Origin of the sequence: Pustulibacterium marinum (assembly GCF_900116665.1) — a bacterium.
GTDB lineage: Bacteria > Bacteroidota > Bacteroidia > Flavobacteriales > Flavobacteriaceae > Pustulibacterium > Pustulibacterium marinum.
This window is the reverse complement of sequence record NZ_FPBK01000003.1, coordinates 18,439-39,046: the sequence shown is the minus strand read 5'-3', so window position 1 is coordinate 39,046 and position 20,608 is coordinate 18,439. Positions and strand designations below refer to the sequence as shown.

17 protein-coding genes are annotated in these 20,608 nt (G+C 37.7%); 1 reads left to right on the top strand and 16 read right to left on the bottom strand.

The genetic code is table 11. The features are described from left to right. Positions 1-191 precede the first annotated feature (191 nt). From BM383_RS06190 to BM383_RS06130, 13 genes are all read right to left on the bottom strand, one after another. Entirely contained in the window at positions 192-872 is a 681-nt protein-coding gene (locus BM383_RS06190) for an SIMPL domain-containing protein (protein ID WP_177229075.1), read from the bottom strand. Positions 873-1,037: 165 nt separating this feature from the next. Further along, a complete protein-coding gene (locus BM383_RS06185) occupies positions 1,038-1,541 on the bottom strand; it encodes a hypothetical protein (protein WP_093024133.1) in 504 nt (167 codons plus the stop codon). Between the two features lie 144 nt (positions 1,542-1,685). After that, complete coding sequence (locus BM383_RS06180; RefSeq protein WP_093024131.1) at positions 1,686-2,630, bottom strand: hypothetical protein; 945 nt, start codon at positions 2,628-2,630, stop codon at positions 1,686-1,688. 130 nt (positions 2,631-2,760) lie between these two features. Further along, positions 2,761-3,462, bottom strand: coding sequence for a DCL family protein (locus BM383_RS06175; RefSeq protein WP_093024129.1), 702 nt, complete (start codon positions 3,460-3,462; stop codon positions 2,761-2,763). A 144-nt stretch (positions 3,463-3,606) separates the two neighbouring features. Continuing rightward, positions 3,607-3,885 (bottom strand): hypothetical protein, encoded by a 279-nt coding sequence (locus BM383_RS06170; RefSeq protein ID WP_093024127.1) that lies wholly within the window; start codon positions 3,883-3,885, stop codon positions 3,607-3,609. Between the two features lie 115 nt (positions 3,886-4,000). Next, positions 4,001-4,627 carry a hypothetical protein gene (locus BM383_RS06165; protein ID WP_093024125.1) on the bottom strand — a complete coding sequence of 209 codons (627 nt, stop codon included), beginning with the start codon at positions 4,625-4,627 and terminating at the stop codon, positions 4,001-4,003. Positions 4,628-4,773: 146 nt separating this feature from the next. Then, entirely contained in the window at positions 4,774-4,989 is a 216-nt protein-coding gene (locus BM383_RS06160; RefSeq protein ID WP_093024123.1) for a hypothetical protein, read from the bottom strand. A 621-nt stretch (positions 4,990-5,610) separates the two neighbouring features. Next, the gene (locus BM383_RS06155; RefSeq protein WP_177229074.1) at positions 5,611-6,498 is read right to left on the bottom strand and encodes an RDD family protein; all 888 of its coding nucleotides are present in this window, start codon (positions 6,496-6,498) and stop codon (positions 5,611-5,613) included. Positions 6,499-6,684: 186 nt separating this feature from the next. After that, positions 6,685-8,109, bottom strand: coding sequence for a glycoside hydrolase family 30 protein (locus BM383_RS06150; protein ID WP_093024462.1), 1,425 nt, complete (start codon positions 8,107-8,109; stop codon positions 6,685-6,687). Between the two features lie 57 nt (positions 8,110-8,166). Continuing rightward, the gene (locus BM383_RS06145; protein ID WP_093024119.1) at positions 8,167-9,891 is read right to left on the bottom strand and encodes a SusE domain-containing protein; all 1,725 of its coding nucleotides are present in this window, start codon (positions 9,889-9,891) and stop codon (positions 8,167-8,169) included. Positions 9,892-9,903: 12 nt separating this feature from the next. Continuing rightward, positions 9,904-11,367: a glycoside hydrolase family 30 protein gene (locus tag BM383_RS06140; RefSeq protein WP_093024117.1), complete on the bottom strand. Its 1,464-nt coding sequence runs from the start codon at positions 11,365-11,367 to the stop codon at positions 9,904-9,906. A gap of 18 nt (positions 11,368-11,385) precedes the next feature. Then, positions 11,386-12,876, bottom strand: a complete 1,491-nt coding sequence (locus BM383_RS06135; protein ID WP_093024115.1) for a RagB/SusD family nutrient uptake outer membrane protein — start codon at positions 12,874-12,876, stop codon at positions 11,386-11,388. 9 nt (positions 12,877-12,885) lie between these two features. After that, the gene (locus BM383_RS06130) at positions 12,886-15,819 is read right to left on the bottom strand and encodes a SusC/RagA family TonB-linked outer membrane protein (RefSeq protein WP_093024113.1); all 2,934 of its coding nucleotides are present in this window, start codon (positions 15,817-15,819) and stop codon (positions 12,886-12,888) included. A 358-nt stretch (positions 15,820-16,177) separates the two neighbouring features. Between BM383_RS06130 and BM383_RS06125 the strand changes: the two genes are divergently transcribed. After that, the gene (locus tag BM383_RS06125) at positions 16,178-19,081 is read left to right on the top strand and encodes a triple tyrosine motif-containing protein (RefSeq protein WP_177229073.1); all 2,904 of its coding nucleotides are present in this window, start codon (positions 16,178-16,180) and stop codon (positions 19,079-19,081) included. On the opposite strand, the gene BM383_RS06120 is transcribed toward BM383_RS06125, so the two are convergent. From BM383_RS06120 to BM383_RS06110, 3 genes are all read right to left on the bottom strand, one after another. Continuing rightward, positions 19,078-19,290 (bottom strand): hypothetical protein, encoded by a 213-nt coding sequence (locus BM383_RS06120; protein ID WP_093024109.1) that lies wholly within the window; start codon positions 19,288-19,290, stop codon positions 19,078-19,080. The two genes, BM383_RS06125 and BM383_RS06120, sit on opposite strands and share 4 nt — an antisense overlap. Positions 19,291-19,466: 176 nt before the next feature. Beyond that, complete coding sequence (locus BM383_RS06115; protein ID WP_143106348.1) at positions 19,467-20,126, bottom strand: hypothetical protein; 660 nt, start codon at positions 20,124-20,126, stop codon at positions 19,467-19,469. 9 nt (positions 20,127-20,135) lie between these two features. Next, the gene (locus BM383_RS06110; protein ID WP_093024105.1) at positions 20,136-20,516 is read right to left on the bottom strand and encodes a hypothetical protein; all 381 of its coding nucleotides are present in this window, start codon (positions 20,514-20,516) and stop codon (positions 20,136-20,138) included. Positions 20,517-20,608 lie beyond the last annotated feature (92 nt).

Here is a 20,608-nt window from a genome sequence, read left to right as displayed (position 1 = left end):
GCAGGGAGGTTTTTTGGTTTTATGGCGTGAAATAGTATAGAATAGTACTTTGTTTACTACGTAAAGAATCTTCGTTAAAAAATATTTTCCTCTCGGTAATGCTCAAGGTGACACTTATAGTCAATTCGAGGACAGTCGAGTATCTTTTATGAATGAAAACTTATACTCTTTTAGCAACTTCTTCCTAAACACTACTCCAATTCAAAATACACCGTTACCGATGCTTGCACTTCAATGCTTTCAAAATTTACATCCGGGGCATTTGTATTCTCATTTAATTGTACGCTATTGGTAGCATAATTAGTTCTATAATAGCCAATATTAACGGACGTATCCGAAATATAAATCGCCTTTCCTAGTTTTTGGTCTAAAGCGCCTACCATGGCTTCGGCTTGTTTTTTGGCTTTTGCTACAGCTTTACCACGAAGGGTGATTTTTAGTTCTTCTTCTTTTTCGTATTCGGTTTTTAACAAACGGATGTTGGCTATGCCTTCTGCTTCCAGATCTTTTAAAACAGCTCCGGTAGTTACCGCATCGTGTAAAATAAGCTGATAGGTTTTCTCTTTTTCAACATCGGTTTTCTTTAAAAGGTATTTTTGGTAATCGCTGGAAACATCGTCGAGCACCAATTGTGTTTTGATGTCAATATCATTCTTACGCAATACGTTTTGCAGTTTGTTTTCCAAGGTTTCTAACGATACTTTGCCTTTGCTGTCGGTTTCAGACAAGGTAATGCCCAGCGTAATCTTATCGGGCGCTACTTCCATGGTGTAAGTAGCTTTTGTTTCTAAATGCGGACGCTTGTTAAAGTCTATCTCTTGTGCAAAGGTAACGCTGCTGATCAACAACAGTAGGTAACATAAATTTTTCATACTTTCTAATTTTTCTATAAAGCTAAGGCTTTCTTTTATACTATGGAATACGTAGTGAGGCAAGCTGGTGTTTTGGTGCGTAAAAGTGTTTGTTGGGTTAGGGAGTGCTATCATAATAGCAAATAGGGTAGATGAGCGCCATCCCTTTTGTGTGTTGCTTTCCACTCAGCCACCTTTTAACTTAAGTTCGTTTTTATATTCATTAATATAGAGCCATTCAGATTGATCAATGTCATTTTCATTTATAACCTTTACCCAACTGAATAAAAAGCAGCAAGGTACTACTTCAACCGTTCTTCGATTATAACCGAAAGCGCCAATATCTTCCATTTGAAATTCAATGCGCTTTTGTTCGTCTTCTTTATGAACATACTTGACAACTTGTGTGGCGTATTCTGAATGTAATGTACCAAACGTAATAAGATCAACTATTATTAAACTAATAGCCGTACCAACAATTAATAAGAATGTCCAGAGGAGTAGCTTGCGTTTTCTTATAGTATTCTTTGTGGTCAAAAACAATACAAGAGGTAATCCTGAAGAGGTTATAGAGTAGAAGAGAATTTGTATACTAACTTGATTAAATTCTAACGAACTACACCAAGGCAACACAGTCATAAAAGCTATGAGCAGCCATAATAGAAATCCTATTTTTCTTCCTAGTTGCATATCAATTTTAATATTCTAAGATATAAATTTTAGGCCTCTTGTTCTTTTTCAATGATTGTTCTTTGTCAATGATTGTTTTTTTCTTGCAAGCACATAAAAGCAGACAAGTAAAGAATGGTATTAAAAGTGTTTTTCTCAATGTTTTTACTTTTCTGTTTTATTGGTTAATATATAAAGGCCATCTTTTGCTCTTTTTCCATAAATGGCTACTGCAAATTTTGAATCAAAAAACAAAAACTCTTTATTTTCAATACTACAGCTACTTTTTTCCCCTGCTAATGCCTTAGCAAATTCCTTATATTTAATTTCCACTCCATTACTTAGAACAATTGGTTTTGCTGTCTCAGAGTAGGATCTAATTCCTCCAAGTATTAATACTTCAGGTTCGGCTTTTATTGAATAGTTAGTTTGTAATTCTTTTTTTGTCAATATGTAATCTCTTGTTTTATATCCAAAAAAATCTTTGTTTTTTCTTTCCTCCTTGATTTCATAATATGACACTCTTATTACGTTATCATTATCAATTAGGCTTGCAGGTATTTCTAAGGAAAATGTTCCGTCTTTTGACGTATACACCTTGAATATTTTTTGTGAAGTCACAAAGGTTATTTTTGCATGTTCAACAGGTTTATTTAAATCCTCAGAAGTTATTTGCCCATGAAATACAATGGTATCGTCTATTTTGGGATCATTTGGTTTTGTAGTAGATGGTGCTTCTTTTGTATCCAATTGAGAGTCTGAATTTTGAACAAATTCTGTTTTTACCATGGCATGTTCAGCATGTACGGTTGGTGCTATGGTTAACGAAGTGGCAAGGATTACCCCGGCTGCTACTTTAGATTTTGGAAACTTTACATCAAAATGAGTCTCTAAATTTAATAATGGCGAATTCAATTGAGAATGTGTTATTCTTGCACAGATTTTATTTCCCGACTTTTTCATGATCTCCGAAATCTCAACTTCATTTAATTGTGTAAAATCGATAACATTTTTTGAACACAAATCACAATAACTCCCTTTTTCATTGGGTGTCATCTGTTCCCACTTTTCTTGACAAGGAGTTTCTAATTTTAAATATTTGTTCTTCATAGTGTGGTGTTTTTAAATGATTGCCAATTTGTTTATTTTTTGCAGTTAACAAGAGTATTGTACTAGAGCTAGGCTAGTGGATAATTGTGTTTTTTTGTTTTTTAACTAAGATCTTGTAAAATAGAGTGTTTTATTTTATTGTTAAATCCTTTTTTGTTTTTCCTATTTTAGCTTGATACGCTCGACTCAAATTCAATTCCTTTTTTACTAATCGTAAAATTGCCTTCTCTTTATGGTAATTTCTAAATTCAGTTTTTAAAATTTTGTCCGCTAACTCATTGGGACCACCATTTATTTGCAAATATTCAATCTTTGAAAGATTAAGATTTTTAATTTCTAAAAATCTATCAACAATTACTGAAAAAGTATTTGGCTGTCTGTGATCAATATTCAATGCTTCGTATGTTAAAAAATCACCTGTTTCTTGACATTTTACCTTTCCGTTTTTCGCATTTTCTTTGAAATAGTTTTGCTTCAAATTAATTAAATCCTTTTGGATTGCCTGTCGACATGCCATTGCAAACTTTGAGAAATCGTTTTTAGGTTTATTTATCCTTTTTGTATAGGATAAAAATTCATTAGTACCGTCCTTTCGTACTAATTCAAAACTTTTGGTATTAAATTTTGCAATCCCAATACGGAATTGTAAAATTCCACAACCAATTTTTTTTTTCTTATTAGGATGAACTTCTAACAAACAAAAAACATTGTCAAAATCTGTCGAATTTAAAATTTCACCAACTTCATAAGAAGCTAAAATTTTTTTATAAAACTCTAGAGCTTCTTTTTTTGAATGAAATTTATTTTTACCTATTTCTATCGGAGTTCTCAACTTCTTTTAATTGATTAAAATTATATTCCACATCCCCCTCCAATATACACCTTTTTTACGGTGAACTGAAATAAAAAATATCATCTTTTACCCCAAAGCGTAGCTACTTAAACTACAGATCACTTTCTGTGCTAAAAATACCTACTAATGGCTTCTACGCACATGGTAATGGATATTTCGTTCGCTAGTGTCCATACGCACTAGTTTATGGTTTTTAAAATAATAGTATTTTACATACCTACTTTCGTAACCATAGAAAACTCGGTATACTGCCCAGTTTTCTTCTAGTTCTACAAGCTCTTCACGATGGGTACTTTCAGTAAATTCCTCTTCTGTCATCCCAACCTGGGCCATAGGTGCTTTGGTTAATATGCACGAAGTACATAGCACTGCGGTAACCAAAAGAATAGTTATTTTTTTCATACGTTTTTGTTTATACAAAAAAGCATTACAATTTTCATTCCAAAAGTGTACTAATACGATTACAAAAAAAACCGCTGCATACCTAATGTAAACAGCGGTAGGGGTGGGGTGCCGGTTATGGCGCTATAATGGTTACAAAATTGGCATAATTCACTTTGGGACTACTACCACGGTACGCGGCCGTAATCGTATAGGTGGTACCAGTGGTTAAACCGGTGATCTCTACCTTTGATTTTTTAGAAATTATCTGTTTCATTTGCGTGGGGTCGGTAATGGTAGCATCATCGGTATAGTAAAACACATATAATTCGCAAGCCGAATTGGGGGGTACTTGTGCATGTATAGTGCCGCTGTTGTTGCCTTGCCATACCTTAATACCTATAGGTGCGGGGTACTCTTGTATAGTTTCCGGCTGTTTGTTAAGGGTAAACCCGCTGCTTTGCAGTTTTTCATTTTGGTTATAAGCTTGAAGGTTTACCGTAGTAGCCAACACCCGCAGATTTTCTATCAATACTTGGCGCGCATCGTTTTTAGCTATGGTATTGGTACGCATACCATTAGCGTTCAACTTGTCGAACAATTCGGTATAGTTAGTAATGTTGGTGCTCAAGGTGGTAAGGTCTCCTTCCGCTAGTGTAAAATTTGTATTTCCTGTGAGGCATTCATGCACATGTGTGGAAAACGGACCTAATTCGGCATCAACTAATTTTGAATAATTGGTATGAACTTTATAAACTCTCATAATTTTAAAATTTAATGGTTATATAAATAATTTTAATTTTTTTGGAGTGCCTCTTGCCTGTAGGCAAATCACTCCTTTGCCACGATCAAACAAGGTTTGGTGGCTGCTCTTTGTAGCGTATGGAAGTGTATCGCATGCATGCCTTATCATAGATGCATTGCAGCGGTAAACGGACTGCTCAAACAAGTATGCAAAGCCGTTTCGCAAGTATGCAAAGCCGTTTCGCAAGTATGCAAAGCCGTTTCGCAAGTATGTAAAGCCGTTTCGCAAGTATGCAAAGCCATTTCGCAAGTATGTAAAGCCGTTTCGCAAGTATGCAAAGCCGTTTCGCAAGTATGCAAAGCCGTTTCGCAAGTATGCATGAAGCCCTTACAAATACAATGCACATCATAAAATACACATGATCATTGCATACACCTTTTTTAGGGTATGCCGCTACTATATATAGACCAATTTCTTAGCAAAGAAATTGTAATAAAGGTATCATGGGATGCCGTACTGCGTAGGGGAGACATCCAAAGTATAGCTAGGGGAACAATAGCTATGGGTAGGTTTAATTTGGGAATGGGAGTAAATGTTTGATATCTAATGATTTACTTTTTTCAATATATAAAAAAATTTCATACAAAATACAACACGCTAAAAAAAATGTAAAAACAGGGGTGAGGCTAGTGTTTATAAGGGTTTTTAATACTGATGTAAGCAAATAGTACTTCAAATTAAAACGTTATAGTGTGGTAAAAAGCGCTAGTTCTATAGCTAGTACTACAAAAATTGTAAAGAATGTAATATATATAATGATGTATCTATCTGTAAAAGAGTGGTGTATGTATAACGGTGTTTGATATGCTATGACTATACATCTTGAGGTATGAAAAAAGCCGTTGTAGACCTACTTATAATTTCAGTAATCCCGCGATGGAATTTTCTTTTTTTGGAGCGTTGCCGTTAAAGTTTGTATTTTGTTTTAAAACTTTTAGATACTATTTCTCTTCATCTCTCCAATCTAGGGTCATAGATCGCATTTTTATTGTTCCCCCTTGTTGGTATACATATTTTATGCGCCCTACAAAAGTTCCCTGAGGGAATTTGCTGTAAAGTAATGGTAAGATAGCAGATTTGAGCGATTCGTAATCATCATCATTGGCTAAATAATTCTCATTTAGTCGTACAATCACGGAAACATATGAGAGGTTTTCATCTTCTTTAATATGATCGTAAACGCGTACATCGGCCGTTAAAACTTCTCCTAAACTGTCTGCAAACATTTGTGTGGTTTCGGCTGCTGCAGGAGTGTTGAGTGAACTTTCTACATAGTGTACACTGTTGCTTGTAGGCCCGTTGAAAGATCCAATATAGGGTAGGCTTATGAGTAGTAATATCACATAACTTATTACAATAGCCATCCCCACTTGTGCATAGTTTGTTTTGGGTTGGTCTGTTGCTGCGTCATAGGTAACTACGCAAGTTCCGGCAACATAATCTCCAAGTCTTCTACTAGGATTAATGAGTGTCATGATGACTTCCAATGGCCAAATGATGATAAAAATGTTTCGAATGAAACAGCGCATCGGATGGGCTATCTGTCCTGTTTTATAGTTGTGTACCTGTAGTTTAGTAACTCTTTTTCCCAAGCTACGCCCTTGGAAACTGTCTTTACAAAAATATAGTGAAAACCCTAGTAGTGCTATATAAAGCAACACTTTTGAAAAAGCAAAGGAGGAAGGTTCGTGAGAAACTTGCAGCGCATTGGAAAAGACCCCTATCATAAAAGGAATCATAAAGATGATCGCTACAAAAGTCATAGCAACATGGTCTAATAGCATTGCACCTATACGCGTTATTATTTTTGGTTTTTGTGTGGAAGTCATGGTTAGTTTTCTAGTGGTATCAACATATAAATATGGTTCGAAGATACAACAAACTTTACGTAAAAATAAAAACAGCTGCGAAAACCATGAGGTAAACGCAGCTGCATACTGAACATACATACTTGTTTATAGTATTGCTATAAACGTGGTACCCAACGTACCAGGGGGAAATTTTCAAGAGGAAAATTAAAAGGTAAAAGTACCTACGGTTTCACCATCTAGCACAGCCAAATGGCGCGTACCGTTGGCATCTATATAAAATGTTCGTTTTTCAGTTGATTTATTTTGAACAATCACTACCAAACTTCCATCAGGGTTTTGGTAGGCAACGTTTGGTAGTTCTTTTTCCATCGTAGAGGCAATGCGTACTGCTCCTGCACGTACAAACTTAGCAGCTTGTGCAATGATGTAGTATGCCGGGTTACGAGTAACGTTATCACCTGTTATGGTTACAGCGCCCAAACAACGGTCGCACCCACCACGGTCTGTATGCGGTTGTTGGTTGGCATCAGCCGCCAAGTTCCATTCCAATACTGTTTTACACCAGTTACGCGGTGCGCCAATGATGAGGTTTTCGGTATGCCAATTCATCTCTTTGGCAAAATCACCGGGAGCACCTACCCATTGCTCTGTAAAATACAGATGTTTGTTGGGGTGTGCTTCGTGTACTTTGCTTACGGCATCTATTTCACCACCATACAAGTGAAAGGCTGCACCGTCTACATACTGTGCTGTTTCAGGATCATCAAGAATGCTGATAGGGTAATCGGGTCTGTCTGCATTGTGATCATACAAAATGATCTTTGTGTTGATGCCTTCCTCCTTAAAAAGTGGTCCTAAATGTTCCTTGATAAAAGTACTTTGCTGTTCCGGTAGCATTAACAAGCTTGGATTGTTACCGGGGTGTAAGGGTTCGTTCTGAATGGTCATCGCATTGATGGTAATTCCTTCAGCTTCCATAGCACGAATATACTTTACAAAGTAGCGGGCATAGGTTTCATAATACTCCGGTAATAGACTACCGCCACGGGTATCATGATTGTCTTTCATCCACACCGGTGGAGACCAGGGTGAACCTAATAATTGAATTTTTGGATTGATAGCTAATATTTCTTTTAACATCGGTACCACATCCAAGGTATCGTGTGCCAGTGTAAAATGCTCCAGAGGAACATCGGTAGTACCTTCCGGTAGGTCATCATAAGAGAAAGGAGCTTCGTCTAGGTCTGAAGCTCCTATACTAATTCTCAGATAATTAACACGCACACTTGTTTCGTGGTCACCAAACAACTCTTCTAAAAGTTCCTTGCGGGCAGGGGCACTCATGTTGTGTAAATGCATGGCGCTCCCGCCGGTAAGGGTATAGCCAAAACCGTCCATAGTTTGGTAGGTAGTGGCGGTATCAAGTTGGATGGTTGTATGTATTTCTTCTTCGGTATGTGTAGGCAGGTCTTGTGGTGCAAGCAGCAGGGTTTCATCCATACTGGTTACATATACCTTGCCTTTGGGTAGGTTGGTTTCTTTTGCAGGCTGCTCATCACAGGCCACAACACCACAGAGCAAGGAAAGTCCAAGACTCATGGTGGTTAGTTTTTTGGTAGATAACTTCATAATGATGGTATATAAACCGGCAAACGCCATGCATTTGCCGGTATGTGTTTAGGGAAATTATTCTGCTGTAATACTGTAGGTTCCGCCTGTATAGGTATCGTTTATGGTAGCCTCCATAGTGTAGGTTCCTGTAGTAGTGATCGGATTTAAGTTGACACCGCCACCATCGCCATTGTACAAGTTACCGCTCATAGCTGTTGGAGTATCAGTACCCAAGTCTACATCCCAAGGAGAGATAAATTTGATATCGTAATTGGCCGTAAGGCTAGTGCTTAATATAAAAGTGTTTGGATGTTGATAGGTCATAGGTATTTCCTGGCGATCATCCCATCCATTATTGATATTATCCCAGTGGAATACTTTGAGGTTGTAGTACTTCCACGTTCCGTTTCCGGTAGCAAAGTCTAGACTCAATTTGTACGCCTGATCATGGTCTACGCTAAAAGTACCTTCGCCTTCTACAAAACCAAAAGCACCCGTTACAGCATCTCCATCAGGATTGTCTGAAGCTCCGATACTTGCTGAAGTAAAATAAGCTGTTCCACTACCATCTTCCATACTGTTCCATTGGTAGGTAACCCCTGCTTGTAATGGTAAATAATTGGTACTGAAAACATCACCATCCATAGCAAATGTAGCTACGGAAACACCATCGGCTAATAGATACAAAGCATCCGGAGTTTCTGATGGTGGATTCAAATTAGATTCCATATGATACGTATACGGAGCGGAAGAAAGGTCTAAAGTCACGGTATATTCTCCTGCGTTGGCCACACTAAGGTCTTCTATAGAAATTCCGGCAGCTCCTGCTTGTGCTTCCATGTACACTTCGTCTGTAGTCCCTGAAACTAGTTTTAATAAATAACCCCAGTCTTCATTAGCACGGAAAACAAACCCACCACTGGTTAATACCATGGTAGACTCCCAAACACCACCACCTATGTAGGTTAATGGTGCATCACCACCCCAACCATTTGGAATAGGTTCTCCCACAATACTCCAATTGTTGATCATCAACAAGCTGTAGGTATTGTTCATAAGATCTACTGTAATACGATATACTCCGGATTCTTCTACCGTAAGGGCATCACCACCTTTTATAAGGGTATTTTCACCACCACCATAGATGTGTGCCGGCAATTCTCTTTTGCTATAGAATTGGAATGGCATCCCTGCTTCCAGAGAAGTATAGGTTTCAAAAACAAAGGTGTTGTTTTGATCTCCATCTAACAAGTGACGCATGGCCACTGCATTGGAAAGATCTGTACCTGCTTCGGTAGCGGCACCGGAAACAAATAACTGTACCGGAACATATTCGGTTTCAAAACGAGTAAAGTGAATACTACGCGCAGCCACCGTTTTGGTATCCTGACAAATAGCAACCACAGCCCATTCTACTTCGGCAGCTTCCCCGGCAGGAAATCCTGCATAAGATAACGCAAGGTCAATATCACCGGCGGTTAGGTTTCCGGTAGTGGCTTTTCCGTTGTTGTCCGAAGCAACCGAAAGTAGGGGTGTATCATAATTTTCGCTTCCCAAAGTATCTAGTACCAATTGGTAACGTACCTGAAAGCCGGCTGTAGACTCAGCAGCTTCCCATTCAAAATAAAAATGCTCGTTAGGATCGGATTCGTCCAAAATATAAGCGCTTCCATCGTCTGGCGCCGTAAGTGTTGGTTCACTTAAAGACCAGTTGCCCACTGGCGCTACATTGTCTTTTTCACAAGACACCGCTGCTAGTAATGCAAAGGCAGCGATAAGGTAGGTATATAAATGTTTCATGATGTTTCGTTTTTAATAATTCCAAGTAATGGTTGCAACACTTGATTGTGGTATGGATCCGTCAAAGCGATGGTCTCCTAAAACCACTGAAAAGTTTTTGGTAGACGGACTCTCATTTAGAACGATCAATACCATGCTACCATCTGTGTTTTCAAAAGCTACATTGTACAAGCCTGTGCTGGCATCAAACGTAGTACTGCTGATGCGGTGCGCACCGGGACGCACAAATTTTGAAAAGTGTGCAAGTGCATAGTACTCCACATTTTCACTCACGTCACCAGCATCATCTATGGTTACTACGCCACGGCAATCACTACAGCCATTGTTGGTAGGTCCGTGATTGGTATCCAATGCTAGGTTCCAGAACAAAGCAGTTTTAGACCAATTGCGTGTAGTTCCTATCAAAATATTACGCGTGTACCATTTAAGGTTCGAACCAAAGTCGGTACTCCATTCGCCACCAGAGATCTCGGTAAAGTACAAGTCTTTATCCGGGTAGGCAGCATGTACATTGTCCATAGCACTCACTTCCCCTGCGTAGGCGTGAAAAGCACTACCGGAAACATATTGTGCAGCATCTTCGTCAGCCAATACAGTTAAAGGATAACTGGTTTCATCAAAGTTATGATCATAGGCAATGATCTTTGTATCGATATCATTCGCTGCAAAAACAGGTCCCAATGCATTTTTGATGAATGCCGCTTGTTCCGTAGCTTCCATTTTCATGGTAGGATACCCAGAGGTATGTAATGGTTCGTTTTGTGGCGTAATTGCATTGATGGTAATGCCATGAGTAGCGTATGCTTCAATATATTTCACCAAATAGTTTGCATAGGTGTTGTAATATGAAGTACTCAATGTACCACCATACAAACTTTGATTGGTTTTCATCCAAGCTGGAGCACTCCACGGACTTCCCATCAATTGAATGTTTGGATTGATGGCCAGAATATCCGACAATACCGGAATGACATTGGTTTCGTCATGCGCAATACTGAAATTATCCAGATTCTCATCCGTAATACCGGAAGGCATATCGTCATAGGTGAAATCTTCCAACGAAAAATCAGAAGCCCCTACGGTTAAACGAAGGTAGCTTAATCCAATACCGTTTTCTGCATTGAAAAGATCTGCCAGTAAAGCATTGCGCTGCGCGGCACTCAGCTTATTTTTGATCAAATAAGCTGAAGAACCTGTTAATGCAGCTCCAAACCCCTCTATTTCTTGTAATTGTTCTCCACTGTTGATGGTGATGGCAGGATAGGTAGTTTCAGTATTATCTACAATGCTAAGGTTGTCCTGCGCTGCTAGTAACCTACTCTGGTCTCCACTGGTCACCCACATTTGGGCAGTAGCAACCTCGGTTCCTTCACCACCAGTACTTGGCGGTGGGTAGTAGGGTTTTTCATCTTCTGAACATGCAGTAAAAAGTGTGGCAATTGCCAAAAGACTGATGGTGATATATTGTTTTTTCATCTATGTTTCGTTTCAAAATTAATAACCCGGGTTTTGCTCCAGATTAGGATTACGGTTGATTTCTGCTTGAGGAATCGGCATTAAAAGATCATGTTCATCAACAGCATAGTTAACGGATTGGCCTGTACTTAGGTCAATATCATCTACACTATTCATAACCTCTTGAGCCATACCAAAACGTACCAGATCACTCCAACGGTGTCCTTCTTGTGCCAGTTCTAAACGGCGCTCTTTTAAAATAGCCATACGCATAGCACTTTGAGAAGCGGTAGCATCACTATTAAGATTTGCTAAACCTGCGCGGTTACGTACCAAGTTTACAGTGGTGGCAGCATCTGCTGTTTGTCCAAGTTCGTTTTGAGCTTCAGCTTTCATCAAAATAATATCTGCTAAACGCAACAAATAAATATCATCTGAACTTGCCCATGAACCTGCATTTCTCCACTTGTAAGCAAAAGGTACACTGCTGTTTGTGGCATTACCCCAGTATTCATCTACCCAACTAACATTTTCAAAAAGGATGGTTGCATTTTTACGAATGTTGTCTCCTTCACTGTCAAAAGCATCTACCAAATCATGAGATGGTGTGGTAAATTTTCTCCAGTTATCTCCACTTACAGAAGGAGGCAAGTGCATTTGTGGTCCCCAGTTTCCTTCGTTTCCTCCCAAATACTGAATTTCGATGATAGACTCTGCATTGTTATAATGGTTTCCATCAAACAGTTCATCGTAATTGCTAAGTAAAGAATAGCCTGCAGGACTATTGATCACAGCATTGGCATGTGCTAAAACAGCCGTATAATCTGGTGTAGGCATTTGCGCGTATACTTTTGCCAGCAAGGCATTGGCAGCTCCTTTGGTAGCTCTGGCTTTGTTTACGCTGGCATCGCTACCATAAGTATCTGGTAGACGAGTAAGAGCATTGTTAAGATCACTTACAATTTGTGCATATACTTCTTCTTTTGAACTTCTTGGTAAACGTGTGTCAGCAGGGTCTGCAGAGCTTACAAAATTAATGTACAGTGGAACATCTCCAAAGTTTTTAACCAATACAAAGTAATGATAGGCTCTTAAAAAATAGGCTTCCCCCAAAATCTGATCCTTGCGCTCTTCGGTAATGTTCTCGGTAACTTCCGGTGTTTTTTCCAATACCAAGTTTGCTTTGGAAATAGCATTGTATACACTAGCCCATAAAGCATTTACTCTTGAGTTGGTAGGCGAAAGATCTACACGATCATACGCAAAAATTTCTGGGTTGTCACCACCAGCATAGTAATTATCACTACGAATATCTTCTGCCATGACAAAATCCCAGGCGTAGTATTGAGAGGATTGAAACGACTCATATACACCGGTTAAAGCAGCTTCAATTTGAGTTCCGGTACTGTAAGCATTGTCTGCCACTTCTTGCGAAATAGGGTACAGGTCTAGCTCGTCTTCACAGCTTACGGAAGCAGCTAGCAACAAGGCCGCTGCCATATATGTTTTTATAGAATGATATCTTTTCATAATGCGTTTTTAAAAAGTTAAGTTCATACCAAAAATGATATTTCTCGTCTGTGGATAAGTTCCAAAGTCTACTCCTTGTACCGTATTACTACCGCCAAAGGCATTTACTTCCGGATCAAAACCAGAGTAATCTGTGATGGTGATCAAGTTTTCACCAGTAACATAAAGCTTGAACGTAGTAAGCTTTACTTTCTCTAAAAATGTTTTAGGAAGATTGTAACTCAAAGTCACCGCTTTGAAACGTAAATATGAACCATCTTCTACATAACGATCAGAAGCTAATGAGTTTCTAATATCGCCTTCCAACACTCTTGGAATGTCTGTAACATCACCAGGATTTTGCCATCTATCCAAAACAGATGTGAACTGGTTTTTAGAATCGATCATTCCTTCCATGTTCACGCGGGTAGCATTGAAAATATCATTTCCTTGTGAACCTTGTAAAAAGATGTTCAAACCAAAGTTCTTATAGCTTAGGGTATTGCCAAGACTATAGGTAAAGTCTGGATTTGCATTTCCTATAATGGTGCGATCATCTGCCGTTGGGTTAAAAGTGCTTTCCCCATTTTGATCAATGTAGTATACATCTCCGGTTTGCGGATCTACACCGCCCCACACATAACCGTAAAAAGTTCCCAATGCTTCTCCTTCACGGATTAAACTGACTTCTCCACGACCGGCAACATTACCATCATACAATTCCTGACCCACTAAATCCTGAACCTCATTTCTGTTGAACGAAATATTGGCTGATGTTTCCCAGGTAAAGTCACCTTTTTGTAGCGTAGTAGTGTTTAATTGAAATTCTAAACCTTTGTTTTGTACGCGTCCCACGTTTTGAATGGCACTACTGAATCCTGTTCCGGTTGGTAGCGGTGCATCTAACAATAGATTGTCATTTGTTTTTACATATCCGTCCACAGAAAAACTGATCTTACTATCAAACAAACGAAGATCTAACCCCACGTTTAATTGATTTGAGCTTTCCCATTGTAAATCGTAATTAGCTATCGTAGCAGGATATGTTCCCGGTTGTGCAGTACCGCCGATAGGATAGTTTCCGCCACTACCAACTCTTGCAAGGTATGCGTAGGTTGCAATATTATCGTTCCCTACCGCACCATAACCAGCTCTAAGTTTTAATTCCGTAAGTTCTTCTACATTTTCTAAGAATGACTCATTAGAAATTCTCCAACCCACAGAAACCGAAGGGAAGTTACCCCACTTTTTATTAGGCCCGAATTTAGAAGAACCATCTCTACGGAAGTTGGCTGTAAGTAAGTATTTATTTTTGTAATCATAAACCAAACGTGCCAAGATAGAAGCGTTAGCCGCTTCACTTTTTCCAGCGTTTGCTGTAATGATTTCAGAACCTGCACCCGGAGTGGTGATTTCTGCGCTCGCAAAGTTTCTGCGTTCAATACTACTGTATTCCCAACGGTATTTTTGATATACCGTTCCGGCAAGTGCTTCTATTTTATGATCTCCAAATTGCTTTTTATAACTTAAGGTATTATCCCAAATAAAGTAGTTGTTGATGTTGGTGTTGTATCTACCAATACCGTTTGTAGCTCTACCATAACTAGTACGGAATGGGTCTAGGAAATAGTCATAACGATCTGCATTATAATCAATACCAAAGTTCGACTTGAATTTCAAATCTTTTACGAATCTAAATTCTGTATAGACATTCCCTAATAAACGTTGGTTTTTGTAACCTCTGTCGGAACCATCTGTACTTGAATATGGATTTTCCCAATCTTGGAAAGGATTACTTGTAAAGGTTCCATTTTCGTTATAAATACCAATGTTTGGAGGCGTAGCCAAAACACCCAGTAACACACCACCTTGATTCACGGCAGCATTATCGGTCACATCCACATCACCATAAACAGTATAGTTGATGTTGGTTCCAATCTTTAACCAATCGGTTACTTCTTTAGATAAGTTCGTTTTGAAATTGTATTTCTCCATTTCTGCACTGCGTACAGCACCTTCTTGATTTACATAACCACCGGAAATGTAATACTGTGTTCCGTTTTGTTTTCCGGAAACCGATAATTGGTAGTTTTGAGAAATGGCATCTTGAAAAATCTCATTCTGCCAATCTGTGTTATTGGTATACTGACTCCAATCGGTAGTTTTACCCATTTCCGTCATTAAATCACGGTATTGTTCTGCATTTAATACATCCAATGTTTTCCATACAGAAGAAACTCCAACATAGCTACTAAACTGAAACACCGGCTTTTCAGACGATCCTTTCTTTGTAGTAATTAAAACTACCCCGTTTGCACCACCTGCACCATATATAGCTGCAGAAGAGGCATCTTTCAAAATAGAAATACTCTCTATGTCTGAAGGGTTTAAAGAACGAGTATCTGTAGTAGGAACCCCGTCTATAACATACAATGGATCACTACTTCCTGTAATAGAACTGGTACCACGCACGCGAATATTAAATCCTGCAGATGGTTTTCCAGAACTTTTGATCACCTTTACACCAGCAGCTTGTCCTTGAACCAAGGAACCAAGATCTGTATTAGGACGTTCGTCAAAAGCTTCTGATTTTACCAAACCAACGGCTCCGGTAATGTCTTCTCTTTTTTGGGTACCGTAACCCACTACGATGACTTCTGATAATGCTTGTGCATTTTCTGCCAAGGCTACATTAAAGGTTGTTTTGTTACCAACCAAAAATTCTTGAGTAGTAAAACCAATATAAGATATCACCAAAGTATCGGTTGGTGAAGCAGTGATGGAATACTTTCCGTCAAAATCTGTAGCCACACCATTAGCGGTGTATTTTACAGTGACATTAGCTCCGGGAATTGGCATGCCGGAAGCACTTTCTGTGACTGTTCCTGTTATCTCTTTTTCCTGTGCAAAGGAGAAAAGGCTTGTTAGCAGTAAACAGCATAAAATAATTTTATGCAATCTCATAAATTGAAAAAATTGGTTAAATAATTTGTTTGTTTTAAAGTCTCCATAAGTTCGTCGAAAACGTTATAGAGTAGTACTGATTTTCTGATGGTGAAATTATTATTTAAGTATTCAACGGAATGATAAAGTCATACGTTTCAATTACGTCAGTTAAAAAAAAGTATACGTTTTTAATACGTTTATTTATTTATATAATTGAAAATAAATGTTTTATTGATTTATAAAATAATCTAAATTGAACTGTATGAAGTAGTAATATATTGAAATTGGCTACTAAAATATTTATATATTCACAACCTGAAAAGCTTCTGTTGTATTTATGATAAATAAAACCACCCAATATTTTAATATCAATAATGTGAAAAGGTGCTTCGAAATCCTTTTCGTATTACTTAGCTGTGTGGCTTTTGGTCAGGAAAATCCTGAAAATATACCTGTACTTGAAAAGTTATCACAGCAACCCAATGTAAAACATTTTACAAGAGATGATTTTAATTCGGATTCACAGTTTTGGATAGCTTGTGAAGACTCGGACGGAACCACTTTCTTTGGAAATAATGATGGTATTTTGATTTACAATGGAACTACCTGGAGTATGATTAATCTTCCCAACTATTCCTCTGTTCGTAGTTTGATGATAGGTGATGATGGGACCATCTATGCAGGTGGTTATAATGAATTTGGTACGGTGACAGTAGATGAGTTTGGAGCCTACCACTACCATTCACTAGTGAAAGAATCCGGATTGGAGAATGTCAATTTTGAAAATGTATGGCAGATTAGTAAGGTGAAAGATTACATGGTTTTTCGAACATTTGAACGACTTTTCATTTATAAAAATAAACGGCTAACGCAGATTCCTGCGACCACCAGTTTTTTAAAGAGCTATGTGATCAATGAAGAATTCTATGTGGAAGACGCCAATGAAGGGATTTTTCAACTAGACTTGGATCAGCATTATCTAAAAAAGGTATTTGATGCTGAGGTTTATGATAATGAATTTATTATAGGAATCACCAATTTTAGCAATGGAGATTTTGGATTACTGGCGAATAATGGACATGTATTTAGAGTACAGAGAGATTCCGGTATTAGTTCACAGCAAGTCAATATTAGTTCAAAAGAAAAAGAATATCGTATCATTTCTTTTTTGCAATTGAAACCTGATACCTATTTATTAGGAACTTTACGTTCGGGGTTACTCACATTTAGATGGAACTCCAAAGGGTATACGATAGAAAAAACAGCTCATTTACAAGATGAAACAGTACTTGGATTGTTGCAAAGTAAGGAAGGAAATGTCTGGGCATTATTGGATAATGGAATTGACAACATAGATTATAATAATCCGAAAACTACCATTTTCAATCAAGCTTCCGTTTATGATGTTTTGGTAGAAAAAGCACATTTATATGTGGCAACGAATCAAGGTGTTTACGTAGCCGATTTGAGTAGCCAAAACCGTGTAGGACCTGAAAGTTTTCAGTTAATCAACAATACTCAAGGACAAGCGTGGAGCATTCAAAAGGTAAACAACACCATTCTGGCAGGGCATGATAAAGGTATTTTTAAGATAGAACAGAAGGAAGCAACGAAAGTAGGATATCAAAATAGTTTTTGGAAAGTGATACCCATTCCGGGAAAAGCCAATTTGTTTTTGGGATGTAGCTATACGGGGTTATTTGTGGTTTCAGAAAATCATGGAAACTGGGAAGTGAAGGAGAAAATCAAGGGCTTTAACGAATCGAGTCGAGATATCTTAGCAGGTGACGAACCCTATACATACTGGGTTTGTCACGGATATAAAGGAGTGTATAAATTAACATTAAATGAATCACTCGATAGAGTCGTAGCCATTGATCATTTTACAGATCAGAATGGATTAAAATCTCCTTACAATATCAATGTGTTTCGTTGGAAAGGGAATATTGTATTTACTACCAATAACGGGATTTATCAGTATCACAAAAAGGAGAATAAATTTGAACCCTACCAAGAATTGAATTCCATTTTGGACAAAGACAAGAATACCCGAAAATTGGTGAGTGATTCCAGTAAAACATGGGCAGTGGTAGATGATGCTTTGGGGTATTTTGATCATGAAAGTGAGCATCCGGAATTTGTAAAAGATATTTTTCTGGAAACTAAAGGAACTTTCAACCGAGGCATGGAAACCATCGTTCCTATAAATGATGCAAATGTTTTGGTAGGTACCCATACCGGTTTATATCTGTATCATACCAATACACAGAATAGAGCACAAAACATTCCTACCAAATTGGTTTCAGTAAAATATACAGCAGACGAGGAAGCTTTTTCATTGCCATTGGTGCAAGATAGTTTAATCACGTTACCCAATAGTGCTACTTCTGTCCGGTTCAATTTTGCAGCTCCAAAAATTCCTAATAATGCTTTAAATACATATAGTTATAAGCTAGAAGATGTAGACAAAACCTGGAGTACTTGGCAGAAAATGCCGTTTAAAGAATACAACCTATTACCGGCAGGATTGTATACATTTCACGTAAAAGCAAGAAATACGTTGGGCATAGAAACCACGCCTGTCACCTATAAATTTAGCATAGCGCCAAAATGGTATCAAACCAATTTCGCACTGGTATGTTACGTGGTATTTGGTTTGTTATCCTTATTTATTGCTGTAAAATTAGTAGAACGAAAAATAGAAAAACAACACTTACAAGCACAAGAAAGGGAGCAGGAAACAAACAGACTTTTACAATTGGAAGTGAAACAACTTAAGTTGGAGCGTGATAAAGAACGAATAGAAATGGCGAAGCGACATTTGGAAGAAGATGTACTAAAAAAGAGTAAAGAGTTGGCAAACTATACGATGCTCCTAGTAAGTAAGAAGAATTTTTTCAATGAATTACAAGAAGAACTCAAAGAACTTCGCAACATTGTAAAGACAAAAACGTCCAATAAAAAGCTTACCGAGATTTTCCATAAACTGCATCAACATAAGATAGATGAAGAATACATGAAGGTGTTTGAAGATAATTTTGAAAACATTCATGAAAATTTCTTTACTGCTCTAAAACAACAAAGTACCGAGCTTACAAAAAGGGAAAAACGCTTGAGTGCATTTATAAAAATGGGATTAACCAATAAAGAAATAGCTCCGTTATTAAATATTTCCACTAGAGGGGTAGAAACTGCCCGCTACCGATTACGCAAAAAATTGGAGCTTCCTACCGAGGAAAGTTTGTCTAAGTTTCTAGAGGAATTGGCTCCGGAGGATTAAAGATTTTCTTTTTCTTTTCTTCTTTCTTTTCGAATTCTTAAAATACTAAGAATGGTCATAACGATACTGAAACCAATGAAATTGAAAAGAAATTCTTTCCAATCAAATGGAGTGCTTTTGGTAAGGAGGTTTAGCAATGCAAATACTACAGCAAAGGAAAGTCCTCCAAAGACAACAGACCCTATAGCAATTTTAACGTCTCTTTTCATGAGTCAGAAATTGAAATGATGGCACAAAGGTATTTAATAGACGATACTTATACAAAGTATGTTACCGGATTGATTTCCTATTTTTTTGAAATCTGAAAAAACTTAAGTTTTCATCGGAGCATCTAAAATTGAACTTTACCAATTGCTACTTTTTAGTTCAGTGTTGTGGATTTTTTTCAGAATTCAGGTGGTGGAGGTGGAGGTACTGGTATTTTATTTTGCCGCTCCAAACGAATGCGATACTGCAATAGTTTATCCATAAAGTAACGATGTTCACTATCTAGATTTACATAATCTTCTCCATACCAGGAATTACTTAGATAATTTCTGTAAAAATTAAACGCTCCAGAAATGCTTCGGGTAACTCTTTGCAACTGCTTCCCTTGATTATTATGATAATAGACGATGAAGGCTGCTTTGGAATAGGATCGTTTTACATTTTCCAAGTCAATTGTAGTGAATTTGTCAGGCAAATGGAGTTCATTTTCTTTATTGATTATGAAATGCATCAGAACAGGAAAAATAGTATCTAGCGAGGTGACTTTATCTTCATAAAAAATAGTCCCGGAACTATCAATGGTAAAGGAAGCACAGTTTTGGAAACAATCAGCTATTGTGGGCATTGAAAGTTCTTTTTGACGCTCGTACTGTTGTAAAACAGAATCAAATTTAGTGGTGTTAGGGTACTTCCGAATAAAGGTGATACAATCAAGATAATTATTTGATTTTTTTACGAAATTCCAATCTTCAAGCTCTCGTGGATTCATTTGATTTTCTGAACAACTCAAAGTCGTTATGAGCATCACGAAAGCCATTATGGAAATCAAATATCTCATGAATAGGTTTTAGTCTAGTTTAATGATGTACGATGTAATACCACTAATCGCTTTTTCTGAAGTGGAATGAAATGTATAGAAATCTGAAAACGCGTACGTAGTTCCGCTATTCATGGTCATAGTGCCGTTTGCCGCAGCTTCTTTTTCGTTGATGATGATTTGCTGAATGATTAATTCATCTATTTCATGAGATATCATATGTTGTAATTCCTTCTGAAATGCTTTTTTTCCGCGAATTACTTTATCTCCAATAATATGCCATTCCAGGGAATCGGTCACGTGGTTGGTTAAAAAGTCGATATTATCCGTAGCAATGGCTATATTAAAGTCTTTAATAAACAGCGCTTTGGGGGAAAGGCTACAGTCTGTTTGCGTTTTGATGATAGGCATAGGTCTGTAATTTTTGTTTCCTTCTATAAGATACACAAAATCATATGAATACCGAAATGATATATTTCGCTTCTCGTTCTAGTTAAGATATT

Bases quoted from the DNA above. Each gene is read 5' to 3' on its own strand.
- BM383_RS06170 (WP_093024127.1), bottom strand. From the start codon at position 3,885: ATGAAAAAAATAACTATTCTTTTGGTTACCGCAGTGCTATGTACTTCG.
- BM383_RS06185 (WP_093024133.1), bottom strand. From the start codon at position 1,541: ATGCAACTAGGAAGAAAAATAGGATTTCTATTATGGCTGCTCATAGCT.
- BM383_RS06190 (WP_177229075.1), bottom strand. From the start codon at position 872: ATGAAAAATTTATGTTACCTACTGTTGTTGATCAGCAGCGTTACCTTT.
- BM383_RS06180 (WP_093024131.1), bottom strand. From the start codon at position 2,630: ATGAAGAACAAATATTTAAAATTAGAAACTCCTTGTCAAGAAAAGTGG.
- BM383_RS06120 (WP_093024109.1), bottom strand. From the start codon at position 19,290: ATGAAAAGAGACGTTAAAATTGCTATAGGGTCTGTTGTCTTTGGAGGA.
- BM383_RS06150 (WP_093024462.1), bottom strand. From the start codon at position 8,109: ATGAAGTTATCTACCAAAAAACTAACCACCATGAGTCTTGGACTTTCC.
- BM383_RS06165 (WP_093024125.1), bottom strand. From the start codon at position 4,627: ATGAGAGTTTATAAAGTTCATACCAATTATTCAAAATTAGTTGATGCC.
- BM383_RS06145 (WP_093024119.1), bottom strand. From the start codon at position 9,891: ATGAAACATTTATATACCTACCTTATCGCTGCCTTTGCATTACTAGCA.
- BM383_RS06155 (WP_177229074.1), bottom strand. From the start codon at position 6,498: ATGACTTCCACACAAAAACCAAAAATAATAACGCGTATAGGTGCAATG.
- BM383_RS06115 (WP_143106348.1), bottom strand. From the start codon at position 20,126: ATGAGATATTTGATTTCCATAATGGCTTTCGTGATGCTCATAACGACT.
- BM383_RS06140 (WP_093024117.1), bottom strand. From the start codon at position 11,367: ATGAAAAAACAATATATCACCATCAGTCTTTTGGCAATTGCCACACTT.
- BM383_RS06130 (WP_093024113.1), bottom strand. From the start codon at position 15,819: ATGAGATTGCATAAAATTATTTTATGCTGTTTACTGCTAACAAGCCTT.
- BM383_RS06160 (WP_093024123.1), bottom strand. From the start codon at position 4,989: ATGCATACTTGCGAAACGGCTTTGCATACTTGCGAAACGGCTTTGCAT.
- BM383_RS06135 (WP_093024115.1), bottom strand. From the start codon at position 12,876: ATGAAAAGATATCATTCTATAAAAACATATATGGCAGCGGCCTTGTTG.
- BM383_RS06110 (WP_093024105.1), bottom strand. From the start codon at position 20,516: ATGCCTATCATCAAAACGCAAACAGACTGTAGCCTTTCCCCCAAAGCG.